Annotated in this window: 18 protein-coding genes; 10 read left to right on the top strand and 8 right to left on the bottom strand. The window is 68.0% G+C overall.

Features of this window, described 5'->3' with window-relative positions; all coding sequences use genetic code 11:
- The first annotated feature begins 3 nt into the window (after positions 1-3).
- A complete protein-coding gene (locus tag GGR46_RS07200) occupies positions 4-1311 on the top strand; it encodes a bifunctional folylpolyglutamate synthase/dihydrofolate synthase (protein ID WP_183995915.1) in 1308 nt (435 codons plus the stop codon).
- Positions 1312-1451: 140 nt separating this feature from the next.
- Positions 1452-1883 (top strand): DUF6628 family protein, encoded by a 432-nt coding sequence (locus GGR46_RS07195; RefSeq protein WP_183995913.1) that lies wholly within the window; start codon positions 1452-1454, stop codon positions 1881-1883.
- Between the two features lie 59 nt (positions 1884-1942).
- Here GGR46_RS07195 and GGR46_RS07190 read toward each other — a convergent pair whose 3' ends face one another.
- The 3 genes from GGR46_RS07190 to GGR46_RS07180 are packed head-to-tail and all read right to left on the bottom strand — an operon-like array spanning position 1943 to position 4508.
- Positions 1943-2428 (bottom strand): DUF2939 domain-containing protein, encoded by a 486-nt coding sequence (locus tag GGR46_RS07190; protein WP_183995911.1) that lies wholly within the window; start codon positions 2426-2428, stop codon positions 1943-1945.
- Positions 2425-3186 (bottom strand): tetratricopeptide repeat protein, encoded by a 762-nt coding sequence (locus tag GGR46_RS07185; protein WP_183995909.1) that lies wholly within the window; start codon positions 3184-3186, stop codon positions 2425-2427. Before GGR46_RS07185 ends, GGR46_RS07190 begins: the two co-directional genes overlap by 4 nt.
- Positions 3186-4508 (bottom strand): AmpG family muropeptide MFS transporter, encoded by a 1323-nt coding sequence (locus tag GGR46_RS07180; protein WP_246426002.1) that lies wholly within the window; start codon positions 4506-4508, stop codon positions 3186-3188. The genes GGR46_RS07185 and GGR46_RS07180 overlap by 1 nt, the downstream gene beginning before the upstream one ends.
- A 517-nt stretch (positions 4509-5025) precedes the next feature.
- Between GGR46_RS07180 and GGR46_RS07175 the strand changes: the two genes are divergently transcribed.
- Both GGR46_RS07175 and GGR46_RS07170 read left to right on the top strand, forming a co-directional pair.
- The gene (locus tag GGR46_RS07175) at positions 5026-6150 is read left to right on the top strand and encodes an aromatic ring-hydroxylating oxygenase subunit alpha (protein ID WP_183995907.1); all 1125 of its coding nucleotides are present in this window, start codon (positions 5026-5028) and stop codon (positions 6148-6150) included.
- A 78-nt stretch (positions 6151-6228) separates the two neighbouring features.
- Positions 6229-6378, top strand: coding sequence for a hypothetical protein (locus tag GGR46_RS07170; protein ID WP_183995904.1), 150 nt, complete (start codon positions 6229-6231; stop codon positions 6376-6378).
- On the opposite strand, the gene GGR46_RS07165 is transcribed toward GGR46_RS07170, so the two are convergent.
- On the bottom strand, positions 6375-6809 hold the full coding sequence (locus GGR46_RS07165) for a response regulator (protein WP_183995901.1): 435 nt from the start codon (positions 6807-6809) through the stop codon (positions 6375-6377). The genes GGR46_RS07170 and GGR46_RS07165 overlap by 4 nt on opposite strands.
- Positions 6810-6917: 108 nt before the next feature.
- On the opposite strand from GGR46_RS07165, the gene GGR46_RS07160 reads away from it, so the two are divergent.
- Both GGR46_RS07160 and rsmD read left to right on the top strand, forming a co-directional pair.
- Positions 6918-8306 carry a pseudouridine synthase gene (locus GGR46_RS07160; protein ID WP_343058055.1) on the top strand — a complete coding sequence of 463 codons (1389 nt, stop codon included), beginning with the start codon at positions 6918-6920 and terminating at the stop codon, positions 8304-8306.
- A complete protein-coding gene (gene rsmD, locus GGR46_RS07155; RefSeq protein ID WP_183995899.1) occupies positions 8303-8854 on the top strand; it encodes a 16S rRNA (guanine(966)-N(2))-methyltransferase RsmD in 552 nt (183 codons plus the stop codon). Before GGR46_RS07160 ends, rsmD begins: the two co-directional genes overlap by 4 nt.
- Before the next feature lie 12 nt (positions 8855-8866).
- Here rsmD and GGR46_RS07150 read toward each other — a convergent pair whose 3' ends face one another.
- Both GGR46_RS07150 and GGR46_RS07145 read right to left on the bottom strand, forming a co-directional pair.
- Positions 8867-10015: an aspartyl protease family protein gene (locus tag GGR46_RS07150; RefSeq protein ID WP_183995897.1), complete on the bottom strand. Its 1149-nt coding sequence runs from the start codon at positions 10013-10015 to the stop codon at positions 8867-8869.
- 71 nt (positions 10016-10086) lie between these two features.
- Complete coding sequence (locus GGR46_RS07145) at positions 10087-11343, bottom strand: MFS transporter (protein WP_183995895.1); 1257 nt, start codon at positions 11341-11343, stop codon at positions 10087-10089.
- Positions 11344-11467: 124 nt separating this feature from the next.
- On the opposite strand from GGR46_RS07145, the gene GGR46_RS07140 reads away from it, so the two are divergent.
- A complete protein-coding gene (locus GGR46_RS07140) occupies positions 11468-11653 on the top strand; it encodes a hypothetical protein (protein WP_183995893.1) in 186 nt (61 codons plus the stop codon).
- Between the two features lie 153 nt (positions 11654-11806).
- Positions 11807-12766: a peptidyl-alpha-hydroxyglycine alpha-amidating lyase family protein gene (locus GGR46_RS07135; protein ID WP_183995891.1), complete on the top strand. Its 960-nt coding sequence runs from the start codon at positions 11807-11809 to the stop codon at positions 12764-12766.
- A gap of 38 nt (positions 12767-12804) precedes the next feature.
- On the opposite strand, the gene GGR46_RS07130 is transcribed toward GGR46_RS07135, so the two are convergent.
- Positions 12805-14448 carry an inorganic phosphate transporter gene (locus GGR46_RS07130; RefSeq protein WP_183995889.1) on the bottom strand — a complete coding sequence of 548 codons (1644 nt, stop codon included), beginning with the start codon at positions 14446-14448 and terminating at the stop codon, positions 12805-12807.
- Between the two features lie 208 nt (positions 14449-14656).
- Between GGR46_RS07130 and GGR46_RS07125 the strand changes: the two genes are divergently transcribed.
- Complete coding sequence (locus tag GGR46_RS07125) at positions 14657-14914, top strand: hypothetical protein (RefSeq protein ID WP_183995887.1); 258 nt, start codon at positions 14657-14659, stop codon at positions 14912-14914.
- 80 nt (positions 14915-14994) lie between these two features.
- Here the strand turns inward: GGR46_RS07125 and GGR46_RS07120 are convergent, their stop codons facing one another.
- Complete coding sequence (locus tag GGR46_RS07120; RefSeq protein ID WP_221262574.1) at positions 14995-15474, bottom strand: hypothetical protein; 480 nt, start codon at positions 15472-15474, stop codon at positions 14995-14997.
- Between the two features lie 194 nt (positions 15475-15668).
- Between GGR46_RS07120 and GGR46_RS07115 the strand changes: the two genes are divergently transcribed.
- Complete coding sequence (locus GGR46_RS07115) at positions 15669-17978, top strand: ATP-dependent helicase (RefSeq protein ID WP_183995883.1); 2310 nt, start codon at positions 15669-15671, stop codon at positions 17976-17978.
- The last annotated feature ends 5 nt before the right edge of the window (positions 17979-17983 follow it).

Here is a 17983-nt window from a genome sequence, read left to right as displayed (position 1 = left end):
TAGATGGCCGACCACGCCACCTCCTCCGATCCGCATGTCCAGCGCCAGCTCGACCGGCTGACCGCGCTCTCGCCGGGCGCCGACATCCTAGGGCTCGACCGGATCACCCGGCTGCTCGAGCGCGTCGGCAGCCCCCAGCTCGCTCTCCCGCCGGTACTCCATGTCGCCGGCACCAATGGCAAGGGATCGACCTGCGCGTTCCTGCGCGCCGCGATCGAGGCCGCCGGCATGCGCACGCATGTCTATTCGAGCCCGCACCTCGTCCGCTTCAACGAGCGCATCCGCCTGTCGGGCGAGCTGATCGCAGACGCGCTCCTCGCGCCGCTGCTCGAGGAAGTGCTCGATGCGGGCGGGGATATCGGGGCGAGCTTCTTCGAGGTGACCACCGCGGCCGCCTTCCTCGCCTTCGCGCGGGTACCCGCGGATGCGCTGATCCTCGAAGTAGGTCTCGGCGGGCGGCTCGACGCGACCAATGTCGTGGCGCAGCCGGCGGTGACCGGCATCGCCCAGCTCGGCATCGACCATCAGAGCTTCCTCGGCGACACGCTGGAGAAGATCGCCGCCGAGAAGGCAGGCATCGCCAAGCCCGGCGTGCCGCTGGTGACGATGCGCTACGCCCCGCACATCGCGGAGATCGTTGCCGCCGCCGGCGCGCCGGTGTTCGCGCAGGGGACCGCATGGGACTTCGCCGTGCGGGGCGACCGTCTGGTGTATCGCGACGCGCGAGGCGAGGTGGAGACGCCCCTCCCCGCCATGGCCGGGCCGCACCAGCCCGCCAATCTCTCGCTCGCCATCGCGATGCTGCGTCATCAGCAGGCGCTGGCCGTGCCGGACACGGCCTTCGCGGGCGCCGCGGCCAACACGCGCTGGCCTGCACGCATGCAGAAGCTGGGCGACGGTCCGCTCCTCCACCTCCTGCCGCCGGGCAGCGCGTTGTGGCTCGATGGCGGACATAACGAAGCCGCCGCCGCGGCGGTGAGCGCCACGCTGGCCCAGGCCGCGCAGGGCCGCCCGGTGCAACTCGTGCTCGGCATGCTCTCCAACAAGGACGCGCAGGGCCTGCTCGCGCCGTTCGCCAAGCTGGCTTCCGGGCTGCACGCGGTGCCGGTGCCGGGTCATGAGCATCACGCCCCCGCGCGACTCGCCGAAGTGGCGCAGATCCTCGGCATCCCGCACGCCTCGGTCGCGCCCGACGTGCCGCGCGCCCTAACCGCCATCGCTCGCGAGGGCGGCGCGCCGGTCGTGCTGGTGCTGGGCTCGCTATACCTCGCAGGCACCGTGCTCGCGGCGAATGGGGAGCTGCCCAGCTGACCTCGCACCTCAGGTAGCAGGAGCGATCGACAACGAACCGTGCCTACCCTGCGGTGAATTGCCGACCGCCATGTTTGCTAATGCGATTGACTATCAATAGCGGATGCGCAAGATTTCCGACCACAGTGATCGGAGTCCCCATGACCGTCAGCGCAACGCTCACCGCCCTGCCCGAGCTCCAGCCGGAGGATCCCGGCGCGCGGCTTCTGCTCTTCGGCGTCCGCCAGATGGGCGCGCACGGCATCCATGATGCCTGCACTGCCCACGCCTTCGTCACGGCGTTCGGCAAGAGTTTCCAGCGTCCGCTCGTGCTGCTACGCGCGCTGATGCAGGAGATGTCCGCCCTGTCCTCCGGGCCGATCCAGATCGCGCCCTGGTGCTGTGCACGGATGACCGGGGCCGAGGCGGCGCTGCTCCAGATCCTCAGCCGGGTGCGTATCCAGCCCCAGGTCTCGGCGGTGCTGCTCGCCGACATGCTCGGGGTGCGCGATGCGACCGGCGTGCTGGTCACCGCCCATGCCCTCGCCAACGCCTTCGCCGATATGGGCCTGGCGCTAGACGCCGAGGACTGAGGTGTATCGGTTCCAGAAAGCGGTGCTGGCCTGGCTGTTCCCCGCTGAGGACCGCCGGACTAGAACGCGTCCGGCGGCAGGGTTATCGCCTCGAGCTTCCAGCGCACCCCGTGCAGGCGGAACGTCAGCGCTGCGCCGTCGCTCCGCGTCAGCTCGAAACGATTGAGCGCGACGCGGCGATAGCGCATCTCATTGGCCTTGAGCTTGATCGTGCCCGGGCGTTCGGTCTCGGCCAGCGGCGCGGCGGCGAAGATGAAGCGCATGCCCTCGGGCGAGACCGCCGCATCGACCACCGTATCGGCGATCCCCGAACGGACCAGCGCGCCCAGCACGCCGCCGCCTTCACCGTGCATCCGGGCTGAAAGCTGGGTCTTCACGCTGCCGCGCACCGCGTCGAAATCGACATGGCTGGCCAGCGCATCGACGTCGCGGGCCTCCGCCGCCCGCTTCATCTGCCACAGCGTGTAATAGGGCGAACCCCAGACCCAGCCGCCGCCCACCGACAGGACGAGGACGGCGAGTACGATCAGCCAGCGCTTCCTCACGCGGTGATCCCCTTGGCGCGGAGCCCGGCCAGCGCCTCGGTCGCCCAGCGATACATGTCGGCCTCCGCCGCGCGTTGCTGGCGATCCATCCGCTTCATCCGTTTCTCCACTTCCTCGAGCACCACCAGTGCCTTGCGGTCCCAGCCCTGCGCGATCAGCAGCGCGGCATAGCGGCAGCGCGCCTCCTCGCCGGGCATGCGGGTGACGACATCGGCATAGAGCTCCAGTGCTTCATCCGTGCGACCGAGATGCTCGAGCGTCTTGGCACGCAATAGTTGCTGGCGATCGCGCTCGCTCTGGCCGAGTGGCTCCTGGCTCTCGTCGAGCAGGGCCAGCGCCTCGGCGCCCTGCCCGGTCTCGTAGAGCGCGTTGGCGAGCTTGCCCTGGGTGCGGATGTCGGGGGCGCCCACGGTCATCCGCAGCGACTCGCGATAAAGCGGCACGGCCTCCGCATGCCGGCCCAGCGCGGCAAGCGCGTCGGCAACGCGCAGGCGGTTCGCGGCGGTATCGGCCAGGTCGAGCGCGCCATGGGCGGCGCGCAGCTCACGCTCGGGGTCCAGCGTCGCCACCGCCTTGGCGCGGGCGGTGCGGACGTGCCGGTTCTGCCCCAGGCCGGGGAGGATCTCCACGAAGAAATAGGCGATGGCGCTGACCACGGGCAGGAAGATCAACGCAGTCACCCACAGAGGGTTGCCGCCGCGGCGCATCAGATGGACGATGCACGCCACCTGCAGGGCGATGACGAGGAGATACGGCATCAGGCCTTCGCCTCTTCCCCGCCCTCGCCTTCGGTGCCGCCCGCCCCTTCGGTACCTGCCGTGCCGATCGAGCGGTCGACCAGCCCGGTGCGCATCATCCACCAATAGATGAACACGCCGGGCAGCGCGATCAGCGTGGTCAGCAGGTAGAAGTTCACATAGCCCATCGCCTCGATCAGGCTGCCCGCGGTGGTGCCGGTGAGGAAGCGGCCGAGAATGCTCGCCCCGGCCGAGATCAGCGCATATTGTGCTGCGGTGAAGCGCAGGTCGGTGAGCGCCGAGAAATAGGCGATGACGACCACGCCACCAAAGCCGCTGGCGATGTTCTCGAAGCCGATCGCGCCGGCCATGCCGATGTTCGAATGGCCCGCCGCCGCCAGTGCCGCGAAGCTCAGGTTGGAGACCGCCATCAGCACCAGGCTGAGCAGTACCGAGCGCTTCATCCCCATCCGCGCATAGAGCATGCCGCCGATGAACACGCCGATCATGTAGGCGAAGAAACCGAGCGCCACGTCGTAGAAGGCGATCTCGTCATTGGTGAAGCCGAGATCGTCGAACAGCAGGCGGAAGGTGAGGTTCGCCAGCGTGTCGCCGATCTTGTGGACCAGGATGAAGATCAGGACGATCCAGGCACCCTGGCGCTGGAAGAACTCGACGAACGGTCCCCAGATCGACTTGAGCACCGTCGCCACGCCCTTGCGTTCGGCGGGAGGACGGTGCCGCTCGGGTTCGCCGAGGATCAGGCCGGCGATGATCGCGGGCAGCGCGAACAGCGCACAGACGAGATAGGCGGCTTCCCAGCCGAACCGCGCCGCGACGACCAGCGCCACCGCGCCCGCGCCCGCGGAGCCGATCCGCCAGCCATATTGCGACATGCCCGAGCCATAGCCGAGCTGGCGCGGCTCGAGGATCTCGATCCGGTATCCGTCGATCACGATGTCATAGGTCGCGCCGGCCAGGCCGACGAGCACCGCGGCGGTCACCATCGGCCAGATATTGCCCGGATCGGCCTGGGTGAACGCCATGTTGGCGACGGCGGCGACCACCAGGATGCCGGCGACGATCAGCCAGGAGACGCGCTGGCCCAGCCGGCCGAGGATCGGCAGCTTCACGCCGTCGATGATCCAGGCCCAGAGGAACTTGAGATTGTAGACGAGGATGGCGAGCGCGAAGGCAGTGATCGTAGCCTTGTCGATCCCGTCCTGCTTGAGCCGGCTGGTCAGCGTCGCGCCGATCATCGCGAAGGGGAAGCCGGAGCTCAGCCCCAGCGCGAAGGACGCCAGCGGCGCGTTCTCGAAATAGGGGCGCACGCCTTCGGGCAGGTCGGCGCGCCAGTCCTGGGGCGCCGCCTTGCGCCCGGCAAAGAAGGCTGCGACCAGCGCCACCAGCCCCAGCCAATAGCCGATCGCGGGCTGGATGGTGCTGGTCGCCAGCGTCTTGGGCGGCGAGAAGGCGGCGAACAGCACCGCGAGGATCACCAGCACGCCGCCGACCGCGGCACCGCCGACCATCAGGCTCGCGCCGCCGCGCTGGCGCCAGACGAAGCTGAAGACCAGGCTCGCGGCTGCCACCAGCATGCCCAGCACGAAGGTCATCGACGGCTTGAACGCGCCGGCGCCGAGCAGGAAGTCGTAGCCGTGCACCGCCAGCGGCGCCGAACCCGGCGTCGCCACGGTCAGCCAGGGCAGTGCGAGCAGCGCCAATGCCGCCGCCAATGCCAGCTGCGCCGCCGGATAGGCCCATTGCGGCCGCTTCACTTGCTCCATTCCTGCTTGACCCCCACGAATTTACAGCGCGAAACTAGCCAAAAATACGCGGAAGGCCAGAGGAGAGGATGTCATGAACGCGCCGACCGAAGGCCAATTAGCGCTGGCCGGAGTGCTGGCCCGCGGCGGATCGCGGGGTGGCGGCGAGATCGCCCATGTCGCGGCCTCGGTATATACCAGCCCGGAGCGCTTCGCCGACGAGCGGGCCTATATCTTCGCGCAGGTCCCGCTGGTCATCGCGCCCTCCTCGCTCCTCCCCGGACCGAACATGGCGATCCCGCATGACGGCTTCGGCAAGCCGCTGCTGATCACGCGCGACAAGGCCGGCACGGCGCATGTCTTCCTCAACGTCTGCCGCCACCGCGGCACCCGTCTGGTCGAGGGGTGCGACGCGGTGAAGGGCGGGCGCCTGGTCTGCCCCTATCACGCCTGGAGCTATGCGTTCGACGGCAGGCTGGTCGGCCTGCCCCGCCCCGACACTTTCCCGGGCCTGGACAAGGCCGAATATGGCCTGAAGCGCCTGCCGACTCATGAGGCCGGCGGGCTGATCTGGTTCGCCTTCGCCGAGGAAGCCGATTTCGCCGAAGCCGACACGCTGGCCCGTGATTTCGAGGCGTTCGACCTCGCCGGCCAGCACCTGTTCCGCCGCCGGACGCACGCGGTGCAGGCGAACTGGAAGCTGATCATGGATGCCTTCCTGGAGGGCTATCACATCCAGCGCCTCCACGCGGGCACGATCGCGCCCTTCTTCAAGGATGGCGTCTCGACCGCCGACACGATCGGCCCGCATCAGCGATCGGCGGTGGGGCGCGAGGCGGCGCTGGCCGCGCTCTCTTCGAACGACTGGGCGACGCTCCGCGCGGCGATCACCTATACCTATCAGATGTTCCCCGGCACGGTGCTGGTGGTCAGCCCCGACTACATCAACCTGATGGTGCTCATGCCCCAGTCCGAAGGCCGGGTGCTGGTCGAGGATTTCATGCTGATCCCCGAGGCACCGGCGACCGAGAAGGCGCTGGCCCATTGGGAGCGGAGCTGGGAGCTGCTCGACGGCGGCGTCTTCGCCTCGGAGGATTTCCGGGCCTGCGAGCTCGGGCAGCAGGGCCTCGCCTCGGGGGCGATCGAGCGGGTGACGCTGGGCACGCTCGAACTCGGCATCCGCCATTTCCACGACGCGGTTAACGCGCATCTCCGGTAAATTGCGGAAAGGAATTCCTCAGAATTTAGCGCATCCCGAACCGGGCGTACCTAGAATGTACATCGAGAGGATCGTCCCATGCCGCTGCCGCTTCCGCCCCGCGAGTTCCTGGACATCAACGAGGAAGACCGTCTGCCCCGCGGCACCGGCCTGATCATCGCCTTCGGCATCGGCGCAGTGAGCTGGGCCGTCGTCGTCGCCGCTGCCCTGTTGCTGCTGCGCGCCTAAGCCGGACTGAGGAACAGGCTGAACCCGCCCGGCAGCCGCCGCGGCGCCTTGGCTCCCTCCAGCACCGCCTCGATCGCGCCGATCGCGATCAGGAGGTCACGCTGCGGATAGGGCTTGGCCAGGCACCCCGCCGCCAGCGTCCGCGCTCCCTCCGGGCAACTTCCCGTCACGAACAGCACCGGCACGCCACGCCCCTGCGCCGCCCGTGCCACGTCCACGCCGCTGCCATCGGCCAGATCGATGTCGGCGAGCACAAGGTCGAGCGCGTCGTCGGCCGCGATCACGCGCAGCGCCTCGGCGCTGGTGTCCACCGTCGCCGCGATGACGAAACCCTCGCCGGTCAGGAAATGCTCGGTGTCGAATGCGATGAGGGGTTCATCCTCCACCACCAGGACCCGCTCGATTCGCCGCTTCTTCCGTCCGAACAACATGTCGCCTGAAAACCCGCCAAGCATTTGAACACACGGCGCTAACGCACCATGCCCTTTCGAGGGCGCAATAATTTTTGAAGCGACCGCGACAATCGCTATATCGCGCGGGTGTCTTCATCCAATACCAAAGAAACGCAGCGCATTGCGAAGCTGCTGGCCCGTGCTGGAATCGCGTCCCGTCGCGATATCGAGCGCATGATCACCGACGGGCGAATCGCCCTGGACGGCAAGGTGCTCGATACGCCCGCGACGCTGCTCACTTCCCTGCGCGGGGTGACGGTGGACGGCAAGCCGGTCGCCGAGCCCGCCCCTGCCCGCCTGTTCCGCTACCACAAGCCCGCCGGCCTGCTCACCACCGAGCGCGATCCCGCCGGGCGCCCGACCATCTATGACCATCTGCCCGAGGGATTGCCGCGCGTGATGCCGGTGGGCCGGCTCGACCTCAGCACCGAGGGGCTGTTGCTGCTCACCACAGATGGCGAGTTCAAGCGCGAGCTCGAGCTGCCCGCCACCGGCGTCGAGCGCAGCTACCGCGCCCGCGCCTATGGCAACGTCACCCAGGCCCAGCTCGAGGATCTGATGCTCGGCGTCGAGATCGAGGGCATTCGCTACGGTTCGATCAACGCCAATATCGAGCGGCGCACCGGCGCGAACGTCTGGATCGAGATGACCCTCACCGAAGGCAAGAACCGCGAAGTCCGCCGCGTGCTCGAGCATCTCGGGCTCGAGGTGAACCGCCTGATCCGCACCCGCTACGGCCCCTTCTATCTGGGGGACATGCCCGCCGGCGATGTCGACGAGATCCGCAGGGCCGACCTGATCACCTTCCGCACCGTCCTGGCCAAGCCGGGCGGTGGCAAGACTGCCTCCAACCTGCAGTTCGCGGTGCGTTCGCGCGTCGAGGAGCCGGCGCCACGGCCGCAACCGGTAGCGACGGGCGGCAAGGAACCCGAAGGCCGGCGCAGGCTCGCCAAGGTGGCGCCTGCGGCCAAGAAGCCGGTCTTCACGGCACGCGTCACGCCCCAGGCCCGGGATACCGATGCCGAGGAACGCCCGCGCGCTGTCGCCAAGCCGGGATTTGGCCCGCGCGGCGAGCGTCCCGCAAGGGGCGAACGCAGCGAGGCGCGGCCTCGCGGTCCCGGAAAGCCCGGCTTCGCGCCACGTGGCGAGCGCCCGGCAAGGGGTGAGCACAGCGAAGAGCGGCCTCGTGGCCCCGGCAAGCCCGGCTTCGCACCGCGCGGTGAGGGTCCGGCAAGGACCGATCGTACCGAGGAGCGTCCGCGTGTGCCCGGCAAGTTCGCACCGCGTGCGGCGCGCGAGGAAGGTCCGGCCAACCCTGCCCGCGCCGCCCGTGCCCGCGCGCACCGTGAGACGCGCGAGCCGCAGCCCGGCGATTTCGTCGATCGGCCGAAGGGGCCGCGGCGCCCGGATCGCGGGCCTGCTGGCGGTCGCGGCAAGCCGAGCAAGCCCGCTCGCCCGCCGAGGACGCGCAAGTGAGGATCGTAGCCGGGGAATGGCGCGGCCGTCCGCTCGTCGCACCCAAGGGGGATACTACCCGCCCCACCGCCGATCGCTCGCGTGAGGCACTGTTCTCGATGCTGGCGAGCCGCATCGGCAGCTTCGAGGAACTGGCGGTAGCCGACCTGTTCGCAGGTTCGGGCGCGCTCGGGCTCGAGGCGCTGTCGCGCGGCGCCGCGTCCTGCCTGTTCGTCGAGCAGGACAAGCCTGCGCTCGATGCCTTGCGCGCCAATATCGCCAAGCTGGGCGCCAAGGGCGCGGACGTGCGTCCGGGATCGGTGCTGGCGCTCGGCCCGGCACGCGCGCCGATGGACCTGATCCTGATGGACCCGCCCTATGGCACCGGCGCGGGCAGCGTCGCGCTCGACAAGCTCGGGCGACTCGGCTGGGCAGGTCCCGCGACCTGGATCAGCATCGAGACGGCAAAGGACGAGCTGCCCGACGTGGCCGGGTTCGAGATCGATGTCACCCGCGTCCATGGCAAGGCGCGCCTCACGCTGCTGCGCGTCGCGCCTGCCCAGGACTAGAACCAGGGCGCCCTAGAACCAGGGCGCCAGCGTATAGCTGACGTCCTGCTGGGTTCCGCTCCGTTCGATCTTGAGGCTCACCGCCTTGCCCGGCGGGCCGCCGATCGCACGGAGCATCGCCCTGAAATCGCCGCCGACCAGCACGTCGCCGGTACGGACGCCCGCCTTTGCCGCCGGGCTGCCGATGCCGACATCGCCGACCACCGACTTGCCCTTCACCTCGTCGATCCAAAGACCTGACAGCGGATAGCTCTCGCGCGGGGCCTGCATGCCGTTGCGAGCGGCGTACAGGGCTCCCGCCGAGACGTCGGTGGAAAGATGGAGCTGCGAGAGCACGTTCAGGCCGATCAGGCCGTCCTGGCCCCCGCCCGAGAGCGTGCCCGGGGCGCTGACCTTCACCATCAGGTCGTTGAAGACCAGCTGGCCGATCTTCAGTTCCTTGGTACGGTAGAAGCGTGCAGCGACGCCTTCACCATCCCCGATGCCGAAGGCGCGGGCGGGCGCGTAGGGCTTGTCGCTCTCCCAGAGCCCGCTGTTGCGGGCCGCGCGGCCGTTGAGGCTCAGGCCAGGGGCGCCGGTATCGGCGATGCACTGGACTTCATGGCCGTCGATCGTCGCGTCGAGCTCGATCCGGTCAGCGCCGCTCCCCTTGTCGAAACGGCCCGGCAGGCGGGTCAGCCCGTCGAAATCGGGCCGGCCGCCGATATAGGCGCGCCACTCGCCCTTCACGAAGTCGAAGTCGCTGTCATAGGTGGTGAACAGCCCGGCACCGAAGGCGCCGACCGCTTCACCCAGCTTCCGTCCCATGCCGGCGAAGAGCATGTTGGTGAAGCGCGTGCCGCTGGCGAGCCGCACTTCGCGTGCGCTGTACCAGCTGTAGTCCGCCACCTTGCCACCGACGCCCACCATCTGGCGACCCTGCACCGGGTCGAGGCCCATCTCCTTGGCGGCACCGTCATAGATCAGGCTGAGCACGCCGCCGGTATCGACGATGAAGAAATGCGGCCCCTTGCCGTTCACCATCGCCGCGATCCAGACGCGTCCGTCTTCCACCACGATGTGGTTGACCACCGGCCCGTCCGCGGCGAGCGCGCGCAGGGGCACAAGGCCCGCCGCCGCCAGCGCCGCACCGCCACCAATAACACCCCGCCTGTCGATCATCCTGAATTCCCCTCGTCTCGAAAGGGAAGCTATTCAGCGTAAATGACCGAATAAAGACGATTTATCGCGTCCTATCGGTTTCGGACCAATATCAGCCCGACCAAGCTGACCATTCCGGCTCCGGCCAGATAATAGCCGACCAGCCCCAGCCCACCCTGCTTCACCAGCGTCTCTGCGATCAATGGGGTGAGGCCGCCGCCGAGGATGCCGCCCAGGTTGAAGGTGACCGACACGCCGGTATAGCGCACCCGCGCCGGGAACAGGCTGGGCAGCCAGCCCCCGAGCGGGCCATAGACGAAGCCCATCACGAACAACCCGAAGGCGAGCCAGGCCGCGACGCTCAGCAGCGATCCCGGTACAAGCAGCAGCGGCATCGTCATGCCCACCGGAATGGTGAACAGGCAGCCGAGCATCAGCACCGAATTGGCGCTGCGCTTGTCGGCGCTGATCCCGGCGGTGACGATGCCGGCGGCCATGAACAGGATCGCGATCAACTCGATCCCCAGGAAGGTCTCGCGGTCATAGCCGAGCGCCTTGGTGCCATGGCCGATGATGAAGACGGTCGAGATGTAGAAGAGCGCGAAACAGGCGATCGTGCCGACGGTGCCGGCGAAGGTGGCGAGCGCGCTGGTGCGGAACAGCTCGCCGATCGGCACGGCGGGCGGTGCCTCCTTCTCGGTGGCGGCGACATATTCCGGCGTCTCGGTGATCCGGAGGCGCACCCACAGCCCCAGGAACACCAGCACGGCGCTGGCGAGGAACGGCAGGCGCCAGCCCCATTCGCGAAAGGTCGCCTCGTCCATCACCGCACCCAGCACCAGGAAGAAGCCATTGGCGAAGATGAAGCCGACCGGCGCGCCCATCGGCGGGAAGCTGCCATAGCGGTTGGCCCAGCCCGGCGGCGCGTTCTCCACTGCGAGCAGGCTCGCCCCGCCCCATTCGCCGCCCAGGCCGAGCCCCTGGCCGAAACGCAGCAGGCAGAGCAGCAGCGGCGCCGTCCAGCCAAGCAGCGCATAGCCGGGCAGGAAGCCGATCAGCACGGTGGAGATGCCCATCAGCATCAGCGAGGCGACCAGGGTGGACTTGCGGCCCAGCCTGTCGCCGAAATGGCCGAACAGCACGCCGCCCAGCGGCCGCGCGAAGAAGGCGACCGAGAAGCTGGCATAGCTGGCCAGCTGGCGGATCCAGGGCTCGCTCGCCGGGAAGAACAGGTCGGGGAAGACGAGCGCCGCGGCCGTGGCGTAGATGTAGAAATCATAGAATTCGACCGACGTGCCCACCAGGCTGGCGAACAGGATGCGACGGTGCGATGCGGCGGCTTTGGTCATGCCCTCTCCCCTAATCGCCCCCTCCTTGGCTCCAACCGCCGCAAAGGGGAAGCCCGTTCATCGGCAGGACAGTTTCGCACGCGTACCGGATGCACCCACAGCGACCGGGATAGGGAGACGGGCGATGCGTGAATCGGCAGGCAGACGGCTGGCTTTCGCCGTCCTGTTCGCAGTGCTGGCAGGGCTCATGGTCGCGTTCTGGAACCCGATCGAGCACCTCAAGGCCGATCTGCGCGCCGACAGCCAGGGTTTCAAGTTCAGCATCGAACTGGCGACGCACCTGTTCGAGGTGGGGCTCAGGAAGCTCTAGGCCTCAGCGGCATCGTCATTCCACGTCTCGGCCGTCATCCCGCGCCTCGGACGTCATCCCGGCGAAAGCCGGGATCTCATGCAGCTCCTTCCCTGCACCTTCGCCCGAGATCCCGGCTTTCGCCGGGATGACGAGTGGGGTTAGGTTCCAGGCATGCGCATCACCGGCCTGGCGGCACTTGCCCCGCTCCTCCTCGCCTCGGCATCCCCCGCCCCAAATTACCGCGTCGTCCATGGCTGGCCCGTTCTGCCGGACAACCGCGTGCTCGGCCCCTGCTCGGGCGTGGCGGTGAACGGCAAGGGCGAAGTGCTGGTCCTGCATCGCGGCAATCGCGGCACCGATGCCAAGGCGCTCACGCCCGTGAACGAGCCGGTGGTCGAGGTGTTCGATGCCGTCTCCGGAAAGCTCAAGCGCGAATGGGGTGCCGGCCTATTCGTGATACCGCACGGGATCAGCATCGGTCCGGATGATCATGTCTGGATCACCGATACCGGCGCGAACCAGGTCTTCGAATTCGCACCGGACGGCAGGTTGCTGCGTACGCTGGGCGAGCGCGGCGTGGCCGGCGCTGATGCAACGCATTTCGACCGCCCGACCGATGTCGCACCTCTGGCCGACGGCAGCTTCTATGTGGCGGACGGCTATGGCAACTCACGCATCGCGAAGTTCGCCGCCGATGGCAGGCTGCTGTTCCAATGGGGCACGCGCGGCACTGGGCCGGGCCAGTTCAACATCCCCCATGCACTGGCGGTGGATGCCAGGGGCCGCGTCTATGTCGCGGATCGGGTCAACGACCGTGTCCAGGTCTTCGAGGGCGATGGACGCTATCTCACCGAATGGAAGTCGGCGGCGATTGGCCGTCCCTTCGGACTGGCGCTGCTGCCGGGAAGCAGGATCGCGATCCTCGACGGCGGATCGAACCCCGACAAGGTGCCCGATCATGACGGCGTGACCATCGCGGCACTGGATGGCCGCGAAGTCGGGCATTTCGGGCGCATGGGCAATCAGGACGGCCAGTTCTGGATCGCCCATGACATCGCCGCTGACCGCGAGGGCAATCTCTACGTCGTCGATATCGCCGGCCAGCGGGTGCAGAAGTTCGCGCGCAACTAGTCCGCATCCCAGCTTCCGCCGGGATGACGGTTTGTGGCTTACAGCCCGAACAGCTTCACCGAATTGAGCATCGCCCAGTAGAGCCCGCCCGACAGCGCCATCGCCGCCGGCAGGGTGAGCAGCCAGGCCAGCGCCAGGTTGCGCACCGTGCGGGCCTGCAGGCCCGCGCCGCTCGCCACGGAGGCGCCGGCGACGCCCGAGGACAGGATGTGCGTGGTCGACACCGGCAGGCCGAAGCGATCGGCCGCCAGGATCGTGCCCGCCGCGACCAGCTCGGCCGAGGCGCCCATGGCATAGGTCATGTGCTGCTTGCCGATCTTCTCGCCGACGGTGACGACGATCCGCTTCCAGCCGATCATCGTGCCTAGTCCGAGCGCCAGCGCGACCACGATCTTCACCCACAGCGGGATGAAGCGCGTGCCCTTCTCCAGCTTCTCCTGATAGTCCTTCAGGGCGGTCAGCTCCTCGGGCTTGTAGCCGTCGGGCTTCTTGGTCGCGAGCTTGGTGGTGTCGAGCACCAGATACATGTCGTTGCGGACATTGCCCGTGGCTTCCGCCGGCACCTTGCTCAGCGAGCCATAGCCCTGGACGCGGGTGGTGAGGTCCTTGGACAGGCTGTCGAGCGCCGCGAAGACCTGCGGGGTCTCCGCCTTGCGCTGCTGGAGTGCGGTGGTGAGCACCTTGCGCGCATCGGCCACCGGCACGTCGGGCAACCCCCCGCTGCGGGCGTCGAACACGGACGAGGCGGCGTTGGCGGTCTGCACATAGGCCGGGGTGGCGCTGACCGACTGGGTACGGTTGAGGGCGTAGGCGGTGGGCGCGCAGCCGATCAGGATCAGCATGATCAGGCCCATGCCCTTCTGGCCGTCGTTCGAGCCATGGCTGAACGAGACCGCGGTGCAGGTGAAGATCAGCGCACTGCGGATGCCGATCGGCGGCGCGGTGTGCGGCATCGGCGAGGTGTAGAGCTTCTGGTTGCGCAGGAAGACGCGCATCACCAGCAGCAGCGCCAGCGCGGCGAAGAAGCCGATCAGCGGCGCCATCCACAAGCCGGTGAGGATCTTGGTCGCCTGGCTCCAGTCGACGCCGGCGGTGCCGCCGCGCGAACCCGCATTGATCAGCTGGTTGGCGAAGCCGACGCCGAGCACCGAGCCGATCAGCGTGTGCGACGAGCTATTCGGCAGGCCGATGTACCAGGTGCCGAGGTTCCACAGCACCGCGGCAAGCAGCAGCGCGAAGATCATCGCGAACCCGCCGGCCGATCCCACGTTGAGGATCAGCTCCACCGGCAACAGGGTGATGATCGAATAGGCGACCGCGCCGCTCGAGAACATCACGCCCAGGAAGTTCCAGAAGCCCGACCAGACAACCGCGAAATGGGCCGGCATCGAATTGGTGTAGATCACCGTGGCGACCGCGTTGGCGGTATCGTGGAAGCCGTTCACGAACTCGAAGCCGAGCGCGATCAGCAGCGCCAGGCCGAGGAACAGGAACACGCCCATGGCGAGTTCCTCGCCCACGCCGCGCGTGTCGGTCAGCACGCTCCATCCGGCGAAGACCAGTCCGCCCACCATGATCGCCGCGAAGAGCAGCTTGGCGAGGGGATGGGTCTTGTAGTCGAATCGGGGGCCGGGCTGCGGTTGGTCAACCGGTGCGGCTTGGTCCAGAGCGAGTGATGCCATGATGTGCGCGCCTCTGGCCGGAGGGTGTGACAGCGTTATGACAAACGCATGACAAGGCCGTGGATCGGCCGCCCGGCAACATTCGGAAACGCGATTGGCGCTCCGGTCCGCGCCGACGATTTAGCACCGATTAGATTGTTGTTCGGTTTGACAAAAACCGGATCCGCAACGGAAAAATCGATCGCCTGATGCTGGCAAGGAGACACGAATGAAGGAAATTTCATTGCTCGCCGCTTGCGCAACGCTCGCTCTCGCGGGTTCCGCGATACTGCCGTCCGTTGCGATTGCCCAGGAATGCCTGCCGGAACTCAGCCCGGACGCGCCGCCGCCGAACCCCGAGGATAATTGCGACGAGGTCGGCAACCCTGAGGAAGGCGGCACCGACAATCCGCCGCCGCCGCCCGCGCCCGGACCGCTGCATTTCGCGCGGGTGGACCTGCTCTACACCCGCGATCTGTCGGTCTAGATCCGCCAAGTGAGGGACGGTTGGTCGATGCGCCAACCGTCCGATCGCTGCCTCGCCCGTGTCCGGGTGGCATCAAACCGTCAGAAGCGCAGCTGCATATAGGCCTTGGGTCCAGGCTTGATGCCGCGATTGCCCCCGGGCGCACTGGCGAAGCCCCGCCCGCGCAGCCGCCGCAGCCACGCCACGCCCATCTCGACATGGCTCGACGCCTCGAAACTCAGTCGCGCACCGGCATAGTGCCGGGCATCGCGCATCACCCCGCGCTCTGCATCGAAACGCGGCGCCTGGGCAACGGCGCTGAGGCCCAGCCAGGTGTGGCCGATCACCTGCTTCTGCAACGAGAAGGCATAGGTCGCGCGGGTCTCGTCCGCCCGCCAGCTGTCGTTGCTGCCGCGTACCGTGGCGCTGGTCCGCAGCCAGAGCCCGGCGGTGCGCTCCTCGGTCTTCACCCGAATCTCGGGCCGCAGCACCAGATAGGCGGTCTGCGCAGCCGCCACCGCCTGCGCGCGTGCCTGGCCGCCCGCGAGGATCACCCCCGCTGCCGCCACGATCAGACCCACTCCCCGACTCATCATTATCCCAGCCCCCCAGCTGCAGGATTTGGCCGTCAAACCATGGTTTACGGCAATTCAGTAATATTGCGGGTTTGTTTCAGGCGCCAGCCCAATGTTGCCGCCCCGTTTCGTCGACCCCTGCCCCGCCTGCGATGCGCGGGGAGCTTGCGGCAGTCCCGCGCGTTCCCTAGTTGTTCGCCATGACCCTGCCCGCAGAGACCGACAACAACGCCCCCTATCTCCAGGGCCTGAACCCGCCCCAGCGCGAGGCCGTGCTCACCTCCGAGGGGCCGGTGCTCGTTCTTGCCGGCGCCGGCACGGGCAAGACCGCGGCGCTCACCGCCCGCCTCGCCCATCTGCTCTGGACCCGCCGCGCCTTCCCGTCCGAGATCCTGGCGGTCACCTTCACCAACAAGGCGGCGCGCGAGATGAAGGAGCGCGTCGGCCGCCTCGTCGGCGCCGCGGTGGAGGGCATGCCCTGGCTCGGCACCTTCCACGCGATCGGCGCCAAGATGCTGCGCCGCCATGCCGAGCTGGTGGGCCTGCAATCGAACTTCACCATCCTCGACACCGACGACCAGCTCCGCCTGATCAAGCAGCTGATCCTCGCGGCAGACCTGGACGAGAAGCGCTGGCCCGCCCGCCAGCTCGCCGGGCTGATCGACGAATGGAAGAACAAGGGCCTGACGCCCGCCGAGATCGGCGCCGGCGAGTCCGAGCGCTATGCGAACGGCCGCGGTGCCGCGCTCTACTTTCTATACCAGGAGCGGCTGAAGGCACTCAACGCCTGCGATTTCGGCGACCTGCTCCTCCACATGCTCGTGATCCTCAAGACCCACCGCGACGTGCTGGAGAGCTATCAGCAGCGCTTCCGCTACATCCTGGTCGACGAATATCAGGACACCAACGCCGTCCAGTATCTCTGGCTGCGGCTGCTCGCCCAGGAACGCAAGAACATCTGCTGCGTCGGCGACGACGACCAGTCGATCTACTCCTGGCGCGGCGCGCTGGTGGAGAACATCCTTAAGTTCGAGAAGGACTTCCCCGGCGCCAAGGTGATCAAGCTCGAGCAGAATTATCGCTCGACGCCGCACATCCTCGCCGCCGCCTCGGGCGTGATCGCCAACAATAGCGGCCGCCTGGGCAAGACTTTGTGGACCGACAAGGACGAGGGCGAGAAGGTCAAGGTGCTCGGCGTGTGGGACGGGCCCGAGGAGGCCCGCCGCGTCGGCGAGGAGATGGAAGGCCTCAATCGCGGCGGCAAGTCGTTCGACGACATGGCGATCCTCGTCCGCGCCCAGCACCAGACCCGCGAGTTCGAAGAGCGCTTCATCGCGATCGGCCTGCCCCACCGCATCCTGGGCGGCCAGCGCTTCTACGAGCGCATGGAGATCCGCGACGCCGTCGCCTATCTCCGCGTCATCGCCCAGCCCGCCGACGACCTCGCCTTCGAGCGCATCGTCAACACCCCCAAGCGCGGCCTGGGCGACAAGGCCCTCGCAAAAGTCCACCAATATGCCCGCGCGGCCCAGGTGCCGCTCACCGTGGCGGCAGCGCGCATCCTCGATACCGACGAGCTGACGCCCCAGGCCCGCCGCGCACTCGGCAATCTCGTCGGCGACATGGCGCGCTGGCGGAGCATGGGCAACGACCTCCAGCACCCGGACCTCGCCCGCATCGTCCTCGATGAGAGCGGCTATACCGCGATGTGGCAGGCCGACCGCACCGCCGAGGCCGCCGGGCGCCTCGAGAACCTCAACGAGCTCGTCCGCGCGATGGAGGAGTATGAGACGCTCGGCGCCTTCCTCGAGCATGTCAGCCTCGTCATGGACAACGAGACCAATGCCGACGAGCCCAAGGTCACGATCATGACGATCCACGCTGCCAAGGGCCTGGAGTTCGACACGGTGTTCCTGGTCGGCTGGGAAGAAGGCATCTTCCCGTCGCAACGCGCGCTCGACGAGGGCGGCCAGGCGTCGCTGGAGGAAGAACGCCGCCTCGCCTATGTCGCGATCACTCGCGCCCGGCGAAAGGCCTTCATCCTCCACGCCGCCAATCGCCGTATCTACGGCCAGTGGAACTCGTCCATCCCGAGCCGCTTCGTCGCCGAGCTGCCCGAGGCGCATATCGAGAGCGAAAGCACGATGACCGGGGGCGCATCTTTATGGCAGGCCAACTGGAGCGAGCGCAGCGATCCTTTCGCGGACGTCTCGCGCGGCACGGGCCGGGGACCTGGCTGGCAGCGCGCCGCGGGCGTCGACATGAAGAACCCCGGCGGCGGGTTCACGTCGCGGACGTTCTCGCGCGAACCGGCCCGCGTGGTCGAAAGCCGCGCGTCGGCGGTAAGCTTCGGCGCCAAGGCCCGCGACGACCTGTCGCTGGGGCTGCGCGTGTTCCACCAGAAATTCGGCTACGGCGTGATCGCCGAGATCGAAGGCAACAAGCTGGAGATCGACTTCGAGCAGGCCGGACGGAAGCGGGTTATGGATAGTTTTGTGACGCTGGGGTGAGAGTC

The sequence above is a fragment of the Sphingomonas kyeonggiensis genome (assembly GCF_014196745.1).
Lineage (GTDB): Bacteria > Pseudomonadota > Alphaproteobacteria > Sphingomonadales > Sphingomonadaceae > Sphingomonas > Sphingomonas kyeonggiensis.
Note: the sequence above shows the minus strand (reverse complement) of the source record. Positions and strands in the feature narration are given on the sequence as shown.

Bases quoted from the DNA above. Each gene is read 5' to 3' on its own strand.
- GGR46_RS07170 (WP_183995904.1), top strand. From the start codon at position 6,229: ATGCCGCTGCCGCTTCCGCCCCGCGAGTTCCTGGACATCAACGAGGAA.
- GGR46_RS07175 (WP_183995907.1), top strand. From the start codon at position 5,026: ATGAACGCGCCGACCGAAGGCCAATTAGCGCTGGCCGGAGTGCTGGCC.
- GGR46_RS07130 (WP_183995889.1), bottom strand. From the start codon at position 14,448: ATGGCATCACTCGCTCTGGACCAAGCCGCACCGGTTGACCAACCGCAG.
- GGR46_RS07200 (WP_183995915.1), top strand. From the start codon at position 4: ATGGCCGACCACGCCACCTCCTCCGATCCGCATGTCCAGCGCCAGCTC.
- GGR46_RS07145 (WP_183995895.1), bottom strand. From the start codon at position 11,343: ATGACCAAAGCCGCCGCATCGCACCGTCGCATCCTGTTCGCCAGCCTG.
- GGR46_RS07195 (WP_183995913.1), top strand. From the start codon at position 1,452: ATGACCGTCAGCGCAACGCTCACCGCCCTGCCCGAGCTCCAGCCGGAG.
- GGR46_RS07185 (WP_183995909.1), bottom strand. From the start codon at position 3,186: ATGCCGTATCTCCTCGTCATCGCCCTGCAGGTGGCGTGCATCGTCCAT.
- GGR46_RS07115 (WP_183995883.1), top strand. From the start codon at position 15,669: ATGACCCTGCCCGCAGAGACCGACAACAACGCCCCCTATCTCCAGGGC.
- GGR46_RS07125 (WP_183995887.1), top strand. From the start codon at position 14,657: ATGAAGGAAATTTCATTGCTCGCCGCTTGCGCAACGCTCGCTCTCGCG.
- GGR46_RS07165 (WP_183995901.1), bottom strand. From the start codon at position 6,809: ATGTTGTTCGGACGGAAGAAGCGGCGAATCGAGCGGGTCCTGGTGGTG.
- GGR46_RS07150 (WP_183995897.1), bottom strand. From the start codon at position 10,015: ATGATCGACAGGCGGGGTGTTATTGGTGGCGGTGCGGCGCTGGCGGCG.
- GGR46_RS07135 (WP_183995891.1), top strand. From the start codon at position 11,807: ATGCGCATCACCGGCCTGGCGGCACTTGCCCCGCTCCTCCTCGCCTCG.
- GGR46_RS07140 (WP_183995893.1), top strand. From the start codon at position 11,468: ATGCGTGAATCGGCAGGCAGACGGCTGGCTTTCGCCGTCCTGTTCGCA.